Genomic DNA, 19123 nt, shown 5'->3' with positions numbered 1-19123 from the left:
TAATCCTCTACAAAATCCTCTTTAACAACAATTTTACTTAACTTGGTGCATTGGTCAAGGACCAATCTAAAGAACCTACATAATGATCTGGTTGAACAGCGTCAATGTTATTTAATACCAACGTTGTTGGAGAATCAGTATTTTGATTTAATCCCAAAATCCAAGTACTCAAACCAGTATTCTTAGGTGCCTTCAAGACATTGTCGAATTCACCTAACATTAGTCGTTTCGATTGCGTGATTGGTGGATCACTGACACTATCACTAGGTTTTCTGATTGCTTCAGAACCTAGATATAAATAGCCATCAGTAATTTGAGAACTAGTTTGTTCACCAACCAAAGCTTCAGGTTTCAACTGTAAAGTCCAACCGTTACCGTTACCACGCAGATCTGTTATTTGCACCATCGCATGAGTATTCGTTGCAGGGACGGATATACCACCCTGTTTTATTGAATGCGTACCAAACCTCAGATTACTTACATAATCTAATGTGAGCTGACCAACGGAACCAGTACCATTGTTACCCGGATCATTAGAATCACCAGGATAATTCAAGTCTGGATCGTATGGGTCACGAATCTTATTAGGATCACTAGGATCGACCGCACGCAACGAAACATTCGCATGAGTATCAAGCGTGTTTGCCAAAATAGTTTGCGGGAATGCTGAAAAGGACAATATAGCACTCAGCAGTATTCCGCTTATCAGCTTACGACTACATCGCATATTGTCCTCTCCTTAATTCTATTTTACTTTTTTGATTAAATTTCTAATTAGTATCTTATTCTTGACCTGAAGGTGCATTTACTAATGTCCATGTAAGTGTAGAAGCATAATCTCCAGCCACTGCACCTGAAGGAATATCTAATGTTGCATTAGACTTATCATGTGTTAAATCCCATGTACCAATACCTTTTGAAGCGGCAGCATCAAAAATTAAAGCATCATCTGTACCTAATGGAGTTAAATCGTGTTGTGACACACCGTCTGTCACGTCAGTATCAGATGAGATAGAACCATTAGCTAGAGATAATTGTGCACCAGTCAATGTTTGTTTACCATCTGCGCTTGTAAATGGGCTTGCGTTAACAACAAATGAGACCTGGGTTAACAACTTCAAGCATTGCATCAATAGAATCTGCAGGTAGAGCTTTCTGTGCAGAACCAGTAATTTTTTGTTCTGCAAAATGAATGTCTGGAGCCTTTGTTAACTTAATTGAACTGTTGCTTTCATCTTGTGTCAATGATACATCAGCTTTTGATGTACCAGATACATTATCGTCATTAATTGTAGCAGCGTTAGCAACGCCAACTCCTGCTGTTGATAGACCTAAAACTGCTGCTCCTAAAAGAGTAGTAACCTTAATTAATTTTTTCATTGTGTAGTCCCCTTCTTCTCTTGTCTGCTACTAGTAAATAGATAACCCAACTAAACAGTGCTAATATCAGCACACCCATTCCTAGTAATAGACCTTCCTGTAAGTTATTTGTTTGTGGCAGCAAGCCAGATAAACCACTCTTTGACTGGCCGCTTGCTGGAGCCACTGTCGCTGAGCCTGGTGTCTTGGTAGTATTTTGGGTTTGACCACCATTATTTCCATTCGTAGTTTGGTCTTTGCCGGAGTTAGAATCTCCATTTCCTGAACCGGATCCGGATGAATCTCCTCCTCCATTGTTGTCACCGTTATTATTATCGTTAGTTAACGTAATGTCGTAAAAACCTGACTGCGAATCAGCCTTAACAATCACAGGTTGCGATTGCAAGGCATAGAGCATTGGAAAAATTAAAAGTATTAGAAAACTAATTTTTTTCCACATCACAACCCTCCTACAATTTACACATCGAATTATTCAGGCGTGAAAACTATATAATACTTTATTACAAGGGTCAATAAATGATATGCAAATTATTATTTTTTAACACCTAAATTATACATTATTTATACCACATAAATCTATGGAAAGGGTTTCATTTCTTCAAAAAAATTTTTATTAAAACAAATATTTTTAATTTATTAGAATAATTTTAATCAAAAATGCGTTATTTATGATAAAAAAGTATCGTACATGACATATTAAAACAGGACAAATTTTATTTTTTGTCCGATTTTGTTAACAATTTACCAATTTGTATGATTCCATAATCTTCCATCTAGTTCATTTTGGATCTGTTCCGAACGCTCATTTTGCTCATTTATGACCGATTTCAAAGACAACAAAAATGCTCTGTCTTCATAATGTGCTTGCTTTTGTTGCAATTTATCGACTTCATTTAATAACCATTCACAATGTTCATTCAAGGTTGTCATCCTCACCCTTCTTAATCATTTTCAAAGTATCATTTAATTGATCTAAATCTTCAATTTGTTCTCGAAATGTTTCTAAGACCAAATTGGCATTTCTCTCATCTTCGTCACTTAACCTGCTAACAAACTTTGTTAGCTCATGTTCGAACCAATCTTGGCGGTTGTTTAATGAGTCTGGGTATTTTTGATTAATATATCGTTGGTAATCTATCAATAGTTTCATTTGTTGGGGTTCTGTTTGATACCAGAACTGAGCCACCGTAAATATTGGCATAATTATCATTTTAGCCCTTTTAGCAAATGCTCGATAAGGCGTCATAATTTGATCAAGGCTCATCCCTTCAGTTCCTCCAACTTGGAAGTCCTTCAAGGGCATACCAGTGGTAACAACTAATCCAAATTCTTTATCTTCCAAATTATATTGTTCATCACCATAGACGAAATTACGTCCCATTACTGTATCAATCCAATGCTTCAAACCTGCTGGAGCAGAATACCAATATAGAGGAAACTGGAAAATTATTCGGTCAGCTTGCTTCAATAACTTGTGTTCAGCATCAACATCAATTTTTTCAAGTGACTCCACATGATGCCAAGTCACATCTTCCATAGGTTTGGCTGCCTGCTGTAAAAATTCTTCCGTCTGTGAGTTATTAATTTCTGGATGAGAAACAACAATTAAAGTTTTGATAGAAATCACCTTCGTAGTTATAAATATTATTTTCAGAATAACATGCCACGCAAAAAGGAGCCAGACTCAAGGTCTGACTCCCCTACCTATGTATAAGAAATTTTCAAATGAGATGAATTTCAACCTTCTCAATAATCTAAGCTGGAATTCTTTTGTAATCGCGAAACATTGCCTCACGATAGATCTTTGAAATTGTTTTTTCGTAATCTTCATTTGAGACACCGAAGACAACTTTGATGTCACTACCTTCTTGAATAACCAATCTGACGTTGATGAGACTGTTATCAAGATAATCGAGAATCTTACCAGCAATAGCAGGACGTTTGCTCAATTGGAGTGAAACAGCAGCAACTAAGGCGATGTCACGATTAACTTCAACTGAATCCAACCCACATTTGTTTCTTAATTTTAGAAGAATAGCTTCTAGTTTGTTGCTAACTTCGCTTTGTCTGCAAAGGAAGCTGAATGAATCCATACCTGAAGGAACGTAATTGATCGAGATATGGAATTTTTGAAGAACGGAGAGAACGTTTTGCAATACTTCGATATGTTTGTTCAATTGATATTTCTTGATTGTGATAACTGTGTAATTCTTCTTACCAGCGATACCTGTGATTATATTGTTATCTGACTTTTTAGCAGCGGAATCTACCACAAGTGTTCCGCTATCTTCTGGATGATTTGTATTGAGAATTTTTGTTGGGATTTGTTTTTCACGTACAGGACGAACTGCTTCTTCTTGGAAAACTCCGATTCCCATGTATGACAATTCTTGTAGCTCATCATATGTTAGGACATCGATTTTCTTTGAATGATTGACGATTCTTGGATCTGCCATCAAGATACCTGATACATCTGTCCAGTTTTCATAAAGGCTGGCGTTGAGTAGGCTTGCCAAAATCGAGCCGGAGATGTCACTACCACCACGGGGCATCAAGTGGATTGAACCATCTTCATTGGCACCATAGAAACCAGGTGCGACGATATATTCATGGGCAGCCATAATTTCTTTGATACGTTTTTCGGATGCTTGATAATCAAAATTTTCCCTATCGAAAATCATGAAGTCTTTAGCATCTGCGAAGTAATAGCCGAGATAAGCGGCCATCAATTTACCTGTTAAATATTCACCACGTGAGACTAAGTAATCATGTGAACAGCTATCTAATTTTGAATAAATTTCCTTCAGATCGTTTTCAATATTGACGTCAAGATTTAACTCATCACGAATCTTGAGAACGCGATCACTTATGTGATCGAAAATTCGTTGGCAGTCTGTACCGTTTGATTTGGCATCTTCCAACTGAATCAATAAATCTGTAACTTTGACTGGCTCAGCACTACTTTTACCAGCGGCACTCACGACGATGACATTTCTATCTGAGTCACTGTTCGCTATCGCTTTTACTTTTCTAAACTGATCTGAATCTGCTACGGAGCTTCCTCCAAATTTTGCTACTTTCATTATGCAACTGCCTCCCCATTTGGCAGGCTAACCATAAATGCTGAGCTGTCCACTTTTAGAACTTGTCTCATAATTTTATGCATTTCACCTACTGGAATCGAATGTACTGCTAAATATTTGCCTTCGTATGTTGGTGCGAAATCTTTGAATAAATCTGCAATGTCGGCTTTTGAACGTACTAGGTAATCACCTTTTGTTAATTGTGGGCAATACTCTAACTTCTTGTTGAATTCACGTTTTAAGTGTTCTTTTTCTTCTTGGATATCGAGAATGTCTTGGATAACGGCATTGGCTGTTGGTAACATCCCTGCACCTTGTCCGAAGAAATCAAGTTTTCCAATTGTATCTCCGTTTAGAGAAATCAAATTGTAATTGTCAGGTGTGTTGGCTTCGAGTGAATGGTTAACGAACAATGATGGTTCAACCACGTAGTCGAATTTGTTACCTTTTTGATGTGTGCGACCGATCAATTTAACTGATAGGCCCTTCTTTGCAAAGTATTCAACGTCTTTGGCTGTGATATTTCTGATACCAAAGATTGGAAGTGCTTTGCGATTCTTGATATCGATGTTATAAGCAATGTCACAACTGATACAAAGCTTGTTGGCAACGTCGATACCATCGATATCAGCACTTGGGTCTGCTTCAGCATATCCAAGTTTTTGAGCTTCCTTCAAAACATCTACGAATGAACCACCACGACGGCTCATTTGGTCGAGGATGAAATTACTTGTTCCATTGAAGATACCTTGGATTGAATTAACACGGTCGATTCTGAGTGCTTTTTCCAAACCTTGGATCCAAGGAATACCACCACCAACTGAAGCTTCGAAGTAAAACTTAACATTGTTTTGTTCTGCAGCATCTGTAAATTCTTTCAAGTAAACTGCGATAACTGCCTTGTTAGCTGTTATCACATGTTTACCATGTTCTAATGCTGAAAGGATGTATTCGTGAGCTGGTTCGATACCACCGATAGCTTCTACAACTACATCAGTATTTTTATCATTTAATATTTCTTCTATATTACCTGTCATTTCGGGAAGAACACGTTCTTTATTCTTTCTGATCAAGATGTGACTTACAGAGAGGTTTCTGGTTTGCCCATTGGCCTTCTTTACTATTTCATAAACGCCTTTTCCTACTGTTCCAAATCCTAATATTGCGATATTCATAGGCTTAACCTCCTGTACGTGTTCATTATTCGTAAACACTTGTTTTTTATTTAAAAACAGGTTATCATATAAACATTCGAAAAGCAAGGAGTTATAACCGATGAATAATTACTATACAAGTACACGAAATAAAAAAATACAAATTTCAGCAAAGGAAGCTATAAAGAAAGGCTTCGCTGATGATGGCGGGCTTTTCGTATTCCCCGACCTCAACAAATTACATATAGACGTTAATAAATTAATTAATTTAAGCTATGAAGAAATAGCACAGATCGTATTGGAAAAACTCCTGCCTGACTTCTCTAATGAAGAAATAAGCAACAGTATCCACAATGCCTACGACGAAAGCTTTGATACAAAAGAAGTAACACCAGTGGCTGACGTCGATGATTTCCATGTACTGGAATTATTCCACGGACCAACAAGTGCCTTCAAGGACGTTGGATTACAGATGTTGCCTCAATTAATGAAGAACGTTTTGGAAGCTAATAACAAAGTAATGATTTTGACAGCAACAAGTGGCGACACAGGAAAAGCTGCTTTGGAAGGATTCAAGAATCTCGAGAAAATGGGTATCACAGTCTTCTATCCACATAATGGTGTTAGCAAGATTCAAAAGCTTCAAATGACAACTACAAATGGAAGCAATACAGAAGTAACTGCCATAAAAGGTAATTTTGACGATGCTCAAAGTAATGTGAAGAAGATTTTTAATGACGAACAACTCAAAAAGGAACTAGGCCTCAATGTCAGTCTTTCAAGTGCTAACTCGATCAACATTGGTCGTCTAATTCCTCAAGTGGTCTACTACTTCTATTCATATATGCAATTGGTAAAAAATAAGCATATTAATATAGGAAACAAAATTAATTTTACAGTACCAACTGGTAACTTCGGTGATGTGCTAGCAGGCTACTACGCCAAGCAATTGGGACTACCTGTGAACAAATTTATCGTCGCAAGCAATGAGAACAACGTTTTAACAAAATTTTTCAACAGTGGTATATACGATCGCAACATGCCATTCTTCCAGACAGTTGCCCCAAGTATGGACATCCAGATATCAAGTAATTTTGAGCGTCTCCTCTATTATAAGAGTGGTGAAGATACAGATTACGTTAAGACATTGATGGATCAACTTGAGAGTGAAGGAAAATATCAAGTTTCCGATGAAATCCTTGCCGAGATCAAAAAAGATTTCTATTGTGGCTTCAGTACAGACGATGAAGTTAAAGATTCAATCAAAGATGTATATAATAAAGATGGCTATCTAATGGATCCACATACAGCCGTCGGTTATAAAGTTATGCGTGACTATCAGGCACACGATGCCAAAACTCCGATGGTGCTGTTAAGTACAGCTAGCCCATATAAATTTGTCAAAGTCGTTGCTGATGCCGTTATGGATGACATCCCCGATGATGACCACGAAATTATGGAAAAATTGGCTCAACAAACTAACGTTGCCATCCCTGACAATCTTGAGAAAGTTTGGAGTCTACCAATTTTGCATGAAGACGTGATCGACAAATCAGACATGAAGTCTTATGTGAAATCGAAAGTAGAGGCAGAGTTTTATGATAAGAATTAAAGTTCCCGCAACAAGTGCAAATATTGGAGTCGGCTTTGACTGTATGGGTCTGGCCGTTTCTTTATACTCAACGATTACTTTCGAACCTAGTTCAGATAAATTAGAAATTGTTGGTTGTCCAGATGAATTCAAAAATGAAGATAATTTAGTGTATCAAGCCTTCGTTAAATGCTGTAATTTTCTTAACGAGCCAGTACCAAATGTAAAAATTACTATTGATAATACGATTCCCGTAGCACGTGGATTAGGCAGCTCTGCCATCTGTATCGTAGCCGGATTGAAAGGTGCCAATACTTGGTTCAACGGACCTTTGGCAAATGATGAAATTTTGGACTTAGCCACACAAATGGAAGGACATCCAGATAATGTCTCCCCTGCCATCTACGGAAACTTAGGCGTTTCATTTGTCGACGAGGATCAAAACGTCCAAACTGTTCATTTCAATGTAAGTCCTGACTTACATTTCATCGCCATGATTCCAAATTACAAAGTCAGCACAGAAGAAGCACGCTCGATTTTGCCAAACGAAATGAGCTATAGTGATGCAATTTATCAGATGAGCCACTTAGGTGCTTTAGCAAAAGCCTTGGAGCTTGGTGATATGAAAGTTATTCACAGTGCCATCAAGGATAAGATGCACGAACCCTATCGCGCCACACTTATCCCCGACTACAAACAAGCTAAAGAAATCTGCAAAAATTCAAATGGTACAATGTATATCAGCGGTAGCGGATCAACGATGATGGCAATCACAGCCGACGGAATGGCCGCCGACAAAATCATTTCAGATGCTACAAAAGCATTTCCAGATTGGGAAATACATCATTTAAGTGTCGACAAAAAGGGAGCAACTAGCGAGGTAGATTAAAGTGGAAAAATATTATATTGTTGATGGATCAATTTTGCCAGAGACCTATGATAAAGTCATCAGAGCACGACAACTTTTGGAAAGTGGTAAAGTCCATCAAGTCAGCGATGCTGTTAAAGTTGTTGGCATCAGTCGTGGAACTTACTACAAATATAAAGGTTTAGTCTTTCTGCCTGAAGAAAATAGGACAACAAGGAAAGCACTGATATCATTGATGTTGGAGCATGAACAAGGTTTACTTTCGAAAGTTTTGCTGTTGTTGTCAGATTCCAATGCAAGTGTTTTGACTATCAACCAAAATATTCCTATTCATGATCTTGCGAGTGTTGTTTTATCGTTTGATATTAGTCATTTGAGCGGGACTATTGATGATATATTGGATAAACTAAGTGGTTATCAAGGAATCAGTAATGTTCAACTGATTTCGATTGAGTAGAGGTGGTTGGTGCCGATTCCGGAATCAAATCGGTTTCTTCGGCTGGAACGTAGCTGGGACACTTGGAACCTTTTCAAAATTCGAAAAGTTTTCAAGCTGCCCCTTTCACTAAGCCGAGTCCCTCGACTAAGTGAAATTTAGCTACTGAGCCGAAACCGATTTGATTCCTGCATCTAAACAGCACTATTCAATCTTATGCATTCTTTGGGTCTGGGTGCGGATGTAGTGCACCATTCTTTAATAGTATTCAGTTCACTGTAATTTATCACCAGTATGGGAATTGAACCCTAAATTCTGGGATTATCTGAAACTCGAATTTTATAATCCACAAATTATATTGAGTCAGCTGTATAATCAATTATCGATCAAAACTAGTCGGAAGAGCTGAGAAATATTCGAAGGCAGTGAAAGTGGCGTTAGGGCTTTAGCCCTTACACCACCGGACGAGTTTTAAGCCTTACCGAACCATGGTAAGGCTTAAAACCGAGGTTCGAGACCGACCTTAGGCTCGAACCGTACCGCACACAGCCGAAGAGTATTTCACAGCTCTGGAGACGGCAGCCGAAGAGTATTTCTCAGCTCTGCAGACGGCATATTAAAGACAACTAAAAAAGATACGAAAACAAATAAGTTTTCGTATCTTTTATTTTGGCCACGCTATATACATCGCTAGTATCACTCCGATTGTGCCGACTCCGTAACAAAGTCTTGATGCCTTCCCATTTTTAAAATGACTGCCGGTAAATAATAATACTAGGCCAAGTACGAATGCCACTGCCATGAACAGAAAATTCATATCTGCCTCCATTTTGTAATCGAACTGTATCTTATTTGAATTACTTTAACGAAAAAGTATGAATAAAGAATGAACTTGATGTGGTTTTTGTATTAAGGATTTGGTTTATACTAATAGTTGTTATAGAATAAAGAAACTTTTATTACTTAGGGGATATTTTTATGCCAGAGTTTTCATTACTTATCACATTATTTGCAGCGTTAGCTGCTCCTTTGATTCTTGCTCGATTTAAAATCACCAAAATGCCGGGTTCTATTTCGGAAATCATTATGGGAATTTTGATCGGGAAAACTGGTCTTAATTTGGTTCAGCCTGATATGACTTTGAAGTACCTCTCCAACTTGGGTGTCATCATGCTCATTTTCTTGGGTGGTATGGAGATCAATTTTGACTTGATCGAAAAAAAGAAATCTAAAGCTGAAGCTAAAGGCTCACCTTTGGGTATCGCCTTTGGTGGTTTCTTCAGTATCCTCTTAATGTCGTTGATTCTTAGCGGAATTATGTACGAAACTAAAATGTTCGACAACTTCATTTTAGCTACTATTTTATTTTGTACTATTGCGATGGGTGTGCTGATTTCCCTCCTCAAAGAGACTGGGTTATTGGAAAAAGAATACGGGCAGACGATTCTATTGACTGCTGCCTTGGGTGAGTTCATTCCCCTACTTGCATTGACTATTTATTCGGCTATTCAACAAAAAAATTATATTTCTGCCTTTGGGCTACCGGTAATTTTCTTGATTGCTATTTTACTGCTTCGAAGATTCAAACCGGTTTACAAATTCTTCGATAATATTAATAAGTCCACGACTCAACTCGATATCCGTTTGGCATTCTTCCTGATTTTTGCTCTAGTTACTTTTGCGGAACAGATCGGTGCTGAAAGTATCTTGGGCGCCTTCTTGGCTGGTGCGGTCATGAAACTGCTGCAACCTAGTGAAGAAACTCAAGACAAATTGAGTTCGATGGGTTATGGATTCTTCATCCCTATTTTCTTCATTGTGACTGGTGTTAACTTGAATCTACGGACTCTGTTCACTAATCCTAAAGCTCTCGCCTTGATTCCGGTATTCTTGATTGCCTTTGTCTTATCAAAAGCCATCGTCTACTTTGTCTTCAAACCTAGATTCGGTCACAGATTATCACTTGCTGCAGCTGTTTTAACAACGACAACTATTACTTTGGTTCTTCCTATTTTGGAAGTTGGTAAAAGTTTGAAGATCATCAGTGAAACGCAAGCTGGAGCCATAACTTTAGCGGCAATTATAACTTGTCTACTTGGCCCAACGATTTTCAATAAAATCATCAATAGTGGTCGAGCTTCATAATTCACCACAACAAAAAACACGACATTTCTGTCGTGTTTTTTTTCAAATTTTATTATCCCATTACTTCAACGGATGCTGATGTAACACCGTATGAAGGGATACTGCTACTTGGCATAGCAACGTCTAATTGTTGTGAGTTGCTGTATGCGAATGTTCCTGTATCGTTAACTGTTCTGTACATTACTTGTCCATTTGACAATGTAATCTTCAATTGTGTTCCCTTAGGGAAAACTGATAGGTTTGCGGCAACACCGCTATAACCCATGCCTGAACCTAAAACGGCTGGATCATAGAAACTTACTTTGAATGTTCCTTTTGATGTTGTTGTACCAGTAGATGCTGGAGTTGCGGCACTTTGTGTGGTAGCAGTTGATGTTGTTTGTACATTTTGTTGTACGGCATTATTTGTAGGTAATGTGATAGTTTCACCTGGGTAGATAATGTCGAATCCGCCAACTTCACGACCGTTTGCTTGTTCTAGGTCTGAAATTGAAACGTTATTTTTGGCAGCGATACTCTTATAAGTATCACCGGCTACAACTGATACGTGATTGCTATCTTTTGTAGTAGCGGCCTCTGAGTTACTTGTGTTTACTCCGAAAGCTGTTAATGCGATGGCACTTACGAAAGCGATTGATAATACTTTTTTCATGAAATATATACATCCTTACTCTTTAGAATTGTTTAGCTCTTTAAGCTACGAGAAGTATACTAACAGGTTTATGTTACATAACCACCGCGCGAAAGTTACAATCAACGAATTTTATGTAACCTTGGTAACATGATTGAAATATTGAAAAATTAATTACTACTGCGAGTATGTTTTATGGTGTGTTCGAAAATTCTAAAAAAATTGAATCTTTTTTGGATTTTTTCTGTTTTATCCTGAAATTAGGAAATAATACTAAAATAACGAAATTTGAGCGACTTTTTTTACAGAAGTTTTACAAAAAATCATAATCTTGACCAATTTTTTGCAAAAAAATAAGAAACGAGTCTTATTTTGACACGTTTCTTCTATATTAATATGCAATTATTCTTTGGGATAGAATTTGGAAAGTTCAAATGCCATATGAATCAACTCATAAGAGTGTTTGATCTGTAAGGTACCGAACTCAAAACCGCTAGAATTCAATTTCAACAATTCCATAATATCTTGGAACGCCTGAGATGTTCTGAAATAAAATTGATTACCATCTGGTCTAAATATGACCGTAACCTTATTTTTATCATAAACGGGTGCATCGTGTGTTTCTTCGGCCAGCTTGTCTATAAAGGCGTAATCCATCTGGTCCCAATTCTGGATCTCGAATTCATTGACGGATATTTTTGGAAGAAAACCGACTCCATAAGCTGCAGCGATATACAGCACCCAGGTCATCTTATATGGAAGCTTCATTTTTTGTGCCAGGGCCGATGCCAGATAAATTGCACTGACGTAAGGTGCTTTGGCATTATTACTCTTCTTATCTAGCGAATCCATCAATGTAAAGGCATTGTCCAGATAAAAATTACTATCTGACTGTGTATCGATGTATTCATCCAAGGATTCCTGCGTATATGTCTGGATCATGCCATGCTCGACCCATTTGGAAGATGATTCATTTTCTTTTCCGGTCATGCTCATCAACAGAGCATTTCCATCTTGTTTGATTATATCCAAGACTTGTCCTTCATCACTAGTCCAGGGAATGGCTAACTCATCTTTTTTCATTGCTGAATAATATGTAGTTTCTTCCATTTTGTTCACTTCACTTATTGATTTAAAATTATGATACTAATATAAGCCTTCCAGTCGACTTTAATGCAAGCTGTTTTTCAATTATTTCAAAAATACTATCTATTATTATAGAAGAGATAAGTTATCATGAATATATCAATTTAAAAAGAGGTACTGAAAATGGCAAATAATATCGTTTTATATTTTTCTCGTTCAGGAAACACTAAAAAAGCTGCCGAATACATTTCAAAAAAACTTGGTGCTGATTTAGTTGAATTAAAAACCAAGATGGATTATCCAGAGGACTACGACACTTTAGTCAAAGTAGCCGAAAAGCAGATCAGCGATGATGAACATCCTGAGATTGCAACTTCATTGGATCTATCTGAATACGACACTGTTTATCTTGGCTTCCCCACTTGGTATCAACAGCCACCTATGATTGTGCATTCTTTCTTTGATCAATTCGATTTGACTGGGAAAAATTTAGTACCTTTTGTTACTAGTGTATCAAGTACTATTGCCGACAGCACATCTTATTTGAAAAAAATGTGTGATTCTGAGGTTTTAAGAGATGGATTTACGGCTAATAGTTTTTCTGATATTGATGATTTTCTGAAGTAGATTGTGGTTGGATGCCGATTCCGAAAGCCAATTGATTCATCAGAGGAACGTACGTCGCCTTCGGCGCGTGCGCAACAGTTTGAAATATTGGCTACGCCAACGAACAACCAAGGAAGGGAACGTGTTGGAGCAACTTTAAGCTAATTGCATGAACCGCAATCATCTTAAAGCTTGCTCTTTCACGAAGCGTGCTTCGCACGCTAACTGAAATCTCAACACTGAGCCGGAATCAATTGGCTTTCTACATCTAGATAGTCATATTCTTATGGGTTTGTGTTTAACCGAAACATATTTTATAGGGGATATGTATTTTCACCTGCGTTTGTTGGCAGAACATACGCTTATCATTCCAAGATTATTCAGGACGATAATTTGAAATATCAGCTATAAATAAAAATAATTTTAGACGAAAAAAAACCGTGATTAATTTCACGGTTTTTTCGTAATTTAGTTTATGCGTCTTTAACTGCTGGTTCACGGCTTCCTAATCTAACTTTTTCTACTGTGTGAATCTTTTCGTCTAAGTCAGATTCTTTGAATCCGAAGAAGTATGTTGCTACGAATCCTACAATTAAAGCTGCGGCTGTTGCTATTAGGTATCCTGTGAAGCTGGAGTCGATTCCTTTTGGATTGATGAATGATGCTAATCCGATCAATGATCCGGCGAATCCCCACATATCTACGTGGAACAATCCTGTTAGTAATCCTCCGAAGGCACCACCTATGTTGGCTGTCCAGAATACTCTTCCGTATTTCAAGTTAATACCATACATTGCAGGTTCTGTAATTCCAGCGAAGGCTGAAAGTGTTGCAGCACCAGCGATTTGTTTGATTGCTACGTTTTTCTTTGTTTTGAAGAATACTGCCATAACTGCGGCACCTTGTGCGACCATTGTTGCTGAAACGATGGCGTTCAATGCACTGTGTCCGGTTGTAGCGATTTGGTTGGCAACGACCGGGATAACTGCCCAGTGTAATCCGAAGATTACTAGACATTGGTAGAAGCCACCGATTATCAATCCTGATAGTGCGGGACTGAATTTGAGCAAAGCTACGATTCCACTTGCTAACATGGAACTCAAGAATGTGATAACTGGTCCAACGATGATCAAAATAACTGCACTAACTACGAATACTTCAATCAATGGACTTACGATCATTCTAACTGAAGCTGAAATATGTTTCTTTAACCAAGGTTCGATTTCTGATGCTAGCCATGCGGCGGCAATCATTGGGAAAATCGAATATGTGTAGTTTGCTACATGGATAGGAATTCCAAAGAAGTTTGCGTTGATTGTCATGGCACTACTTGCTGTTTTTGTAGCTAATTGAACTAGTGTAGGATATGCTAAAACACCACCGACAACAGCAACGATGATCTGGTTTGCTCCCAGCCGTCGTGCCGCTGTGAATCCTACCAGGATCGGCAAGAAGTAGAAGACTGAGTCACCCATTGCATTAATGATCATATAAGTATCGCTTGTTGCTGATAACCATTTGAATGACACACAAAGTGAAACTAAACCTTTCAAAATACCTGCGGCAGCAAGTAATCCGATAACTGGCATCATACTTGCGGTAATAACACCGATCAATGAACTAAAGTAGAATTTTGTCTTTGGTAGAAATCCCTTTGGTGCTTTACGCTTAGGAGCTGCGGGTGCATCTCCTTCGCCACCAAATCCGGGTCCTAAGACTTTAACGACAGCATCAAAGACTTCTTCAACCTTTGGTCCAATAACAACTTGATATTGGCCTCCTGCTTTAGCTACATCTAAGACTCCGTTCAAATTCTTGATAACGTCGTCGTTCGCTTTCTTCTCATCTTTTAAATAGAAACGAACACGTGTAATACAGTGGATCACGCTGTCAACATTTTCCGCACCACCGATATTTTTAACAATATCTTTTGCTAAAGCGTCGAAGTCGACTTTTCCAGCTTTTTGAGGCGCAGCTGATGTCTCTCCTTCAGCTAATAAGCCAACTGTTGCAGCTTCTTCACCAACTTTGATGTCTCCGACCTTTGGAACAACCTCTTTGACCATTTTAGCTGTGTTAGTGATTGCAACGATAATATCTGTCTTCTTACCGGCTGCTTTGATTTTATCGATGTTCATTGTCGCAATCTTTTGTCCAGCGTTAACAGCGTCTCCTTCAGAAACAAATACTTCGAAAGGTTCACCTTTCAGCTCAACAGTATCGACACCTAAGTGAACCAAAACTTCCAGTCCATCATCTGCTGCAATACCGATAGCATGTTTAGTTGGGGCTACGAGCATTATTTTACCTGAAATCGGTGCTTGTATCTCAGTATCGTCAGGAATAACGCCAAACCCGTCACCCATATCTTTTTCGGAAAACATTGGATCATTGACGTCAGTAATGTTAATGACTTTACCACTGGCAGGTGAAAGCAATGTCTCTTCATTCTTCATAAAAACACCCCACAATCTATGTCATCTCAAATATATTGTATCGCTTACATTTATAATTTTATAATAATTCAAATTATATTGGCTCCAAAATAAACAATAAATTCTTTTAAAAATTAGACTAATATTTTTATTATTAAAAAATACCATTTTTATAAAAATATTTTTGGAAACATTAGTAACAAAATTGATAATTAGTAGTTTAAACTTTAGACTTAAAGGGAGAGGTGAAAATTATGAAACCACTATATCTTACTGTTACAGATAAACACATAAGATATTCGTACGAAGATTCAGACGATAAGTCTACGATCGACAAGGTTTATAATATTAACTCAGCCAAAACACTTGGTGAAAACTTGGACAACTTTAAGTCTAAGATACCAAGCTACTTTGACGTGGTCGTTATTCTTAATCCAATCGATGTAGAGCTTCGAGATACCATCGTAAGTTGTGTCAATCAACCGATCGATATGGGATTGACAATGGAAAACTTGTTACACATCCCTACTGTCGGCGTGCATGATGTTGCTAGACTTGGTTTGAAACAAGCTGCATCACTTGAAGAAGAACATGCTGGTTGGCATTTGGAATACTATGGATCATATTCTGGAAAACGTCAGTACGGACAAGAATCTATGCAAACAATTGGTAATGGATACTTTGGCTTACGTGGTGCCTATCTTGAGGCAAAAGCCAACGACGACAACTACCCTGGTACCTACGTTGCTGGAGTTTTCGACCAATTAACAACTAATATAAATAATCACGATATTGTAAATGAAGATTTAGTTAATATGCCAAACGCACAATATATGAGTTTCAGTATTGATGATGGTGACGTATTTAAACTTGCTCCCGATGAGATCACTAATGTCTATCGTTCACTTGATATGCGGACCGGTGTTCTTACCATTACAATGCTAGTTTCACTACATAATGGAAAACGAATCAAAGTCACCACTAAAAAAGTTGCCGATATGAAAAACTATCACAACTATTCACTACAATATACCGTTCAACCACTAAATTTCTCTGGTCAAATGAAGATTTATTCCGAGATTGACGGTTCAGTTACAAACTGGAACGTTGAACGTTATCGTTCATTTAATGGAAAACATATTATTGTCGACAAAACATTAGTTGACGGCGACCGAGCAATTCTAATGGCACATACGAAGAATTCAAAAGTAAATATGTCAGTCGGATCCAAAATTCAATGCCCAGACATTGACGATGCTGTTTTGAGCTCCAATAGATTCCAAGAACGAATCAGCCAATCACTTGAGTTCCACGTCGTCGAAGGACGTTCATACACAGTCGAAAAATCAGTCAGCATGTACACTTCACTAGAGACTGATGGCGACTTGGAAGATGCAGTTTACGGACATGACTATCACAAGAATTTTGCTGATGCCGTAAGTAACTCAATGAGATGCTGGCAAAAAATTTGGAGAAATGAAGATATTGAAGTTGTCGGTGATGTGACGGCTCAAAAATTGTTGCGGATGAATGAATTTCACGCTACTGTTTCTGCACAACAGCACGTCAACAAGGACCTTGATGCTTCGATCGGTGCCCGTGGACTTCATGGTGAAGCCTATCGTGGACACATTTTCTGGGACGAATTATTTATCCTTCCTTATTACACAATGCACTTCCCTAACCTTGCCAAGTATCTATTGATGTACAGATATAATCGTTTGGGTGCTGCTAAGAAATACGCTAAAGCTAACGGCTACAAAGGTGCAATGTACCCTTGGCAAAGTGGTATGTATGGTGATGAACAGTCACAACTTACTCACTTGAACCCAATTACAAATCAATGGGATCCTGACAATTCCAGAAAACAACGTCATGTTTCTCTAGCAATCGCCTATAATATCTGGAATTACTACAACATGACTAACGACGATGAGTTCATGAAAGAATATGGACTTGAAATGTTGTTGAATATCGCCAAGCTCTGGATCAGTATGTCAGAATATGACCCTGAAACTAAGCGATATACAATAGCAAACGTTATGGGCCCCGATGAGTTCCATGAAGGATACCCTGGTGCAGATGAAGGCGGACTGAAGAACAATGCCTATACCAACATCATGACCAGCTGGTTGTTTGGACGCCTTGAGTACTTGATGCAAAAGGAACCCGATGAGGTTATTTCCGAAAATCTTAAACGAGCCGACTTCAATGAAGACGACCTAGATGATATGGAAAGCATTCGTAAGAATCTCAAACTTGAGTTCAATAAAGACGATATTCTGGGACAATTCGAAGGCTACTTCAAACTAAAGGATATTGATTTCGACTATTACAGACGCCAATATGGTGATATTTCAAGAATGGATCGTATCCTCAAATCAGAAGGCGATTCACCAGATGAATATCAATTAGCAAAACAAGCCGATTCATTGATGGCACTCTATAATTTGAGAGAAGATACCTTTATGGATATTCTCAAAGACATGGGATACCCAATCAAAGACCGCACGAAGTTTATCAAAGACAACGTAAACTACTATCTACAAAGAACCACCCATGGTTCAACACTTTCAAGAATTGTTTACTCAATGTTAGCCTTGAAAGTTAATGACTACGACCTATCATGGAAATTATTCTATCAAGCATTAACAAGTGATTACTACGATATCCAAGGTGGAACGACAGCAGAAGGTATCCACTTAGGTGTTATGGGTGCCACAGTTAACGTTGTAACTTCTGATTTTGCCGGAGTCGATTTTAGAGGCGACGAAATTTCAGTTGACCCACACTTCCCTGATCAATGGCAAACAATCAAGTTTAATTTGACGTTTAAAGGTATTCGCTACTATTTCACAGTTTCGAAGGATTCAATTACCGTAGCTACTGATCATGACACACAGATTGTAGTTAAAGGCGAGCAAGTCCCATTAACAGGGGACGAGGAGAAAACTATTAGTTATTAGTTTTATTGCCGATTCCGAAATGAAATTGATTTAACTTTAAGGAACGTACGTCGCCTGTGGCGCGTGCGCAACCTTTTGAAATGTTGGCTACGCCAACGAACAACCAAGGAAGGGAACGCACTTGGCATAATTTCGAGCCAGACTACGTCTGTCTTGAAACTTAGCCTTGTTGTAACTGTGCTTCGCACACTAACAACAATTTAAGTGCTGAGCCCAAATCATTTCTCTTTCTGCATCTAAGTTAGTCCAGATAACTAATTTTTCTGGGATATTATGACTACCAGAAATATACAGTTTGAGTATATTCTAAAGATTCTTTTAGTCCGTTGGGACTGGAAGAATTTTTTATTTGGGAACACAAAAAAAAGACCAAGAGCAAATACTCTCAGTCTAAAAATATATTCAAAGTTATATGTCTAATACGAACAAACTAACAAAGCTCTATATATAATCTCCCCGACAGAATGAGTGATTTGATTAAATCTAGATGGAGAAATTAAATCGATTTGGCCTCAGTAGTGACATTTTTCTTAATGTGCAAAGCACATTTAGAAAAAGAGCAAGCTTGAAGATGATTGCGGTTCGTGCAATTAGCTCCAAGTTGCTCCACTACGTTCCAGGCCTGTATATTAGGTTTGAAAATAACCTAAGTATTCCTAACATTTGTAATCATAACTGGGCACTACATGATAACCTCTAATTGTCATTGGCTTTGGTCAACTGGTATAGGCTTGTTCCAGGT

General features: G+C 38.0%; 18 protein-coding genes. 6 read left to right on the top strand and 12 right to left on the bottom strand.

The features are described 5' to 3' along the window. Positions 1-37 precede the first annotated feature (37 nt). The 8 genes from EKM63_RS10120 to EKM63_RS10085 form a co-directional block, all read right to left on the bottom strand. Complete coding sequence (locus EKM63_RS10120; protein WP_125706281.1) at positions 38-727, bottom strand: WxL domain-containing protein; 690 nt, start codon at positions 725-727, stop codon at positions 38-40. A 55-nt stretch (positions 728-782) separates the two neighbouring features. Then, on the bottom strand, positions 783-1121 hold the full coding sequence (locus tag EKM63_RS10115) for a WxL domain-containing protein (protein WP_164504954.1): 339 nt from the start codon (positions 1119-1121) through the stop codon (positions 783-785). Continuing rightward, complete coding sequence (locus tag EKM63_RS10110; RefSeq protein ID WP_125706278.1) at positions 1087-1380, bottom strand: hypothetical protein; 294 nt, start codon at positions 1378-1380, stop codon at positions 1087-1089. The genes EKM63_RS10115 and EKM63_RS10110 overlap by 35 nt, the downstream gene beginning before the upstream one ends. After that, positions 1364-1819, bottom strand: a complete 456-nt coding sequence (locus EKM63_RS10105) for a hypothetical protein (protein ID WP_125706276.1) — start codon at positions 1817-1819, stop codon at positions 1364-1366. The genes EKM63_RS10110 and EKM63_RS10105 overlap by 17 nt, the downstream gene beginning before the upstream one ends. A 302-nt stretch (positions 1820-2121) precedes the next feature. Next, positions 2122-2310, bottom strand: coding sequence for a hypothetical protein (locus EKM63_RS10100; RefSeq protein ID WP_125706274.1), 189 nt, complete (start codon positions 2308-2310; stop codon positions 2122-2124). After that, a complete protein-coding gene (locus EKM63_RS10095) occupies positions 2294-3007 on the bottom strand; it encodes an NAD(P)H-dependent oxidoreductase (protein WP_225418299.1) in 714 nt (237 codons plus the stop codon). The genes EKM63_RS10100 and EKM63_RS10095 overlap by 17 nt, the downstream gene beginning before the upstream one ends. A 127-nt stretch (positions 3008-3134) precedes the next feature. Further along, positions 3135-4463 (bottom strand): aspartate kinase, encoded by a 1329-nt coding sequence (locus tag EKM63_RS10090; RefSeq protein ID WP_125706272.1) that lies wholly within the window; start codon positions 4461-4463, stop codon positions 3135-3137. Next, positions 4463-5638, bottom strand: coding sequence for a homoserine dehydrogenase (locus tag EKM63_RS10085; protein WP_125706270.1), 1176 nt, complete (start codon positions 5636-5638; stop codon positions 4463-4465). Before EKM63_RS10085 ends, EKM63_RS10090 begins: the two co-directional genes overlap by 1 nt. Before the next feature lie 100 nt (positions 5639-5738). Here EKM63_RS10085 and thrC point away from each other — a divergent pair, with 100 nt between their 5' ends. The 3 genes from thrC to EKM63_RS10070 are packed head-to-tail and all read left to right on the top strand — an operon-like array spanning position 5739 to position 8533. Beyond that, a complete protein-coding gene (gene thrC, locus EKM63_RS10080) occupies positions 5739-7229 on the top strand; it encodes a threonine synthase (RefSeq protein ID WP_125706268.1) in 1491 nt (496 codons plus the stop codon). Next, positions 7216-8097, top strand: coding sequence for a homoserine kinase (thrB, locus tag EKM63_RS10075; protein WP_125706266.1), 882 nt, complete (start codon positions 7216-7218; stop codon positions 8095-8097). The genes thrC and thrB overlap by 14 nt, the downstream gene beginning before the upstream one ends. A gap of 1 nt (position 8098) precedes the next feature. Further along, on the top strand, positions 8099-8533 hold the full coding sequence (locus EKM63_RS10070) for an ACT domain-containing protein (RefSeq protein ID WP_125706264.1): 435 nt from the start codon (positions 8099-8101) through the stop codon (positions 8531-8533). Positions 8534-9176: 643 nt separating this feature from the next. On the opposite strand, the gene EKM63_RS11370 is transcribed toward EKM63_RS10070, so the two are convergent. Further along, positions 9177-9329, bottom strand: a complete 153-nt coding sequence (locus tag EKM63_RS11370) for a hypothetical protein (protein ID WP_153494413.1) — start codon at positions 9327-9329, stop codon at positions 9177-9179. Positions 9330-9490: 161 nt separating this feature from the next. Between EKM63_RS11370 and EKM63_RS10065 the strand changes: the two genes are divergently transcribed. After that, positions 9491-10657 carry a cation:proton antiporter gene (locus EKM63_RS10065; protein ID WP_125706262.1) on the top strand — a complete coding sequence of 389 codons (1167 nt, stop codon included), beginning with the start codon at positions 9491-9493 and terminating at the stop codon, positions 10655-10657. A 52-nt stretch (positions 10658-10709) separates the two neighbouring features. Here the strand turns inward: EKM63_RS10065 and EKM63_RS10060 are convergent, their stop codons facing one another. Both EKM63_RS10060 and EKM63_RS10055 read right to left on the bottom strand, forming a co-directional pair. Further along, positions 10710-11309, bottom strand: coding sequence for a DPBB and LysM peptidoglycan-binding domain-containing protein (locus tag EKM63_RS10060; protein WP_125706261.1), 600 nt, complete (start codon positions 11307-11309; stop codon positions 10710-10712). Between the two features lie 381 nt (positions 11310-11690). Beyond that, positions 11691-12398, bottom strand: a complete 708-nt coding sequence (locus EKM63_RS10055; RefSeq protein ID WP_125706259.1) for a hypothetical protein — start codon at positions 12396-12398, stop codon at positions 11691-11693. A 159-nt stretch (positions 12399-12557) separates the two neighbouring features. Between EKM63_RS10055 and EKM63_RS10050 the strand changes: the two genes are divergently transcribed. Next, on the top strand, positions 12558-13001 hold the full coding sequence (locus EKM63_RS10050) for a flavodoxin (RefSeq protein ID WP_125706257.1): 444 nt from the start codon (positions 12558-12560) through the stop codon (positions 12999-13001). A 452-nt stretch (positions 13002-13453) separates the two neighbouring features. Here the strand turns inward: EKM63_RS10050 and EKM63_RS10045 are convergent, their stop codons facing one another. Next, positions 13454-15436, bottom strand: coding sequence for a glucose PTS transporter subunit IIA (locus tag EKM63_RS10045; RefSeq protein ID WP_125706255.1), 1983 nt, complete (start codon positions 15434-15436; stop codon positions 13454-13456). 233 nt (positions 15437-15669) lie between these two features. Between EKM63_RS10045 and EKM63_RS10040 the strand changes: the two genes are divergently transcribed. Continuing rightward, a complete protein-coding gene (locus tag EKM63_RS10040; RefSeq protein WP_125706253.1) occupies positions 15670-18381 on the top strand; it encodes a glycoside hydrolase family 65 protein in 2712 nt (903 codons plus the stop codon). Positions 18382-19123: the final 742 nt, after the last annotated feature.

The organism is Companilactobacillus mishanensis (assembly GCF_003946505.1).
Lineage (GTDB): Bacteria > Bacillota > Bacilli > Lactobacillales > Lactobacillaceae > Companilactobacillus > Companilactobacillus mishanensis.
This window is presented reverse-complemented; position numbering and strand designations above follow the sequence as displayed.

Bases quoted from the DNA above. Each gene is read 5' to 3' on its own strand.
- thrB (WP_125706266.1), top strand. From the start codon at position 7,216: ATGATAAGAATTAAAGTTCCCGCAACAAGTGCAAATATTGGAGTCGGC.
- EKM63_RS10090 (WP_125706272.1), bottom strand. From the start codon at position 4,463: ATGAAAGTAGCAAAATTTGGAGGAAGCTCCGTAGCAGATTCAGATCAG.
- EKM63_RS10060 (WP_125706261.1), bottom strand. From the start codon at position 11,309: ATGAAAAAAGTATTATCAATCGCTTTCGTAAGTGCCATCGCATTAACA.
- EKM63_RS10055 (WP_125706259.1), bottom strand. From the start codon at position 12,398: ATGGAAGAAACTACATATTATTCAGCAATGAAAAAAGATGAGTTAGCC.
- EKM63_RS10045 (WP_125706255.1), bottom strand. From the start codon at position 15,436: ATGAAGAATGAAGAGACATTGCTTTCACCTGCCAGTGGTAAAGTCATT.
- EKM63_RS10110 (WP_125706278.1), bottom strand. From the start codon at position 1,380: ATGAAAAAATTAATTAAGGTTACTACTCTTTTAGGAGCAGCAGTTTTA.
- EKM63_RS10040 (WP_125706253.1), top strand. From the start codon at position 15,670: ATGAAACCACTATATCTTACTGTTACAGATAAACACATAAGATATTCG.
- EKM63_RS11370 (WP_153494413.1), bottom strand. From the start codon at position 9,329: ATGAATTTTCTGTTCATGGCAGTGGCATTCGTACTTGGCCTAGTATTA.
- EKM63_RS10100 (WP_125706274.1), bottom strand. From the start codon at position 2,310: ATGACAACCTTGAATGAACATTGTGAATGGTTATTAAATGAAGTCGAT.
- EKM63_RS10065 (WP_125706262.1), top strand. From the start codon at position 9,491: ATGCCAGAGTTTTCATTACTTATCACATTATTTGCAGCGTTAGCTGCT.
- EKM63_RS10085 (WP_125706270.1), bottom strand. From the start codon at position 5,638: ATGAATATCGCAATATTAGGATTTGGAACAGTAGGAAAAGGCGTTTAT.
- EKM63_RS10050 (WP_125706257.1), top strand. From the start codon at position 12,558: ATGGCAAATAATATCGTTTTATATTTTTCTCGTTCAGGAAACACTAAA.
- EKM63_RS10105 (WP_125706276.1), bottom strand. From the start codon at position 1,819: ATGTGGAAAAAAATTAGTTTTCTAATACTTTTAATTTTTCCAATGCTC.
- thrC (WP_125706268.1), top strand. From the start codon at position 5,739: ATGAATAATTACTATACAAGTACACGAAATAAAAAAATACAAATTTCA.
- EKM63_RS10120 (WP_125706281.1), bottom strand. From the start codon at position 727: ATGCGATGTAGTCGTAAGCTGATAAGCGGAATACTGCTGAGTGCTATA.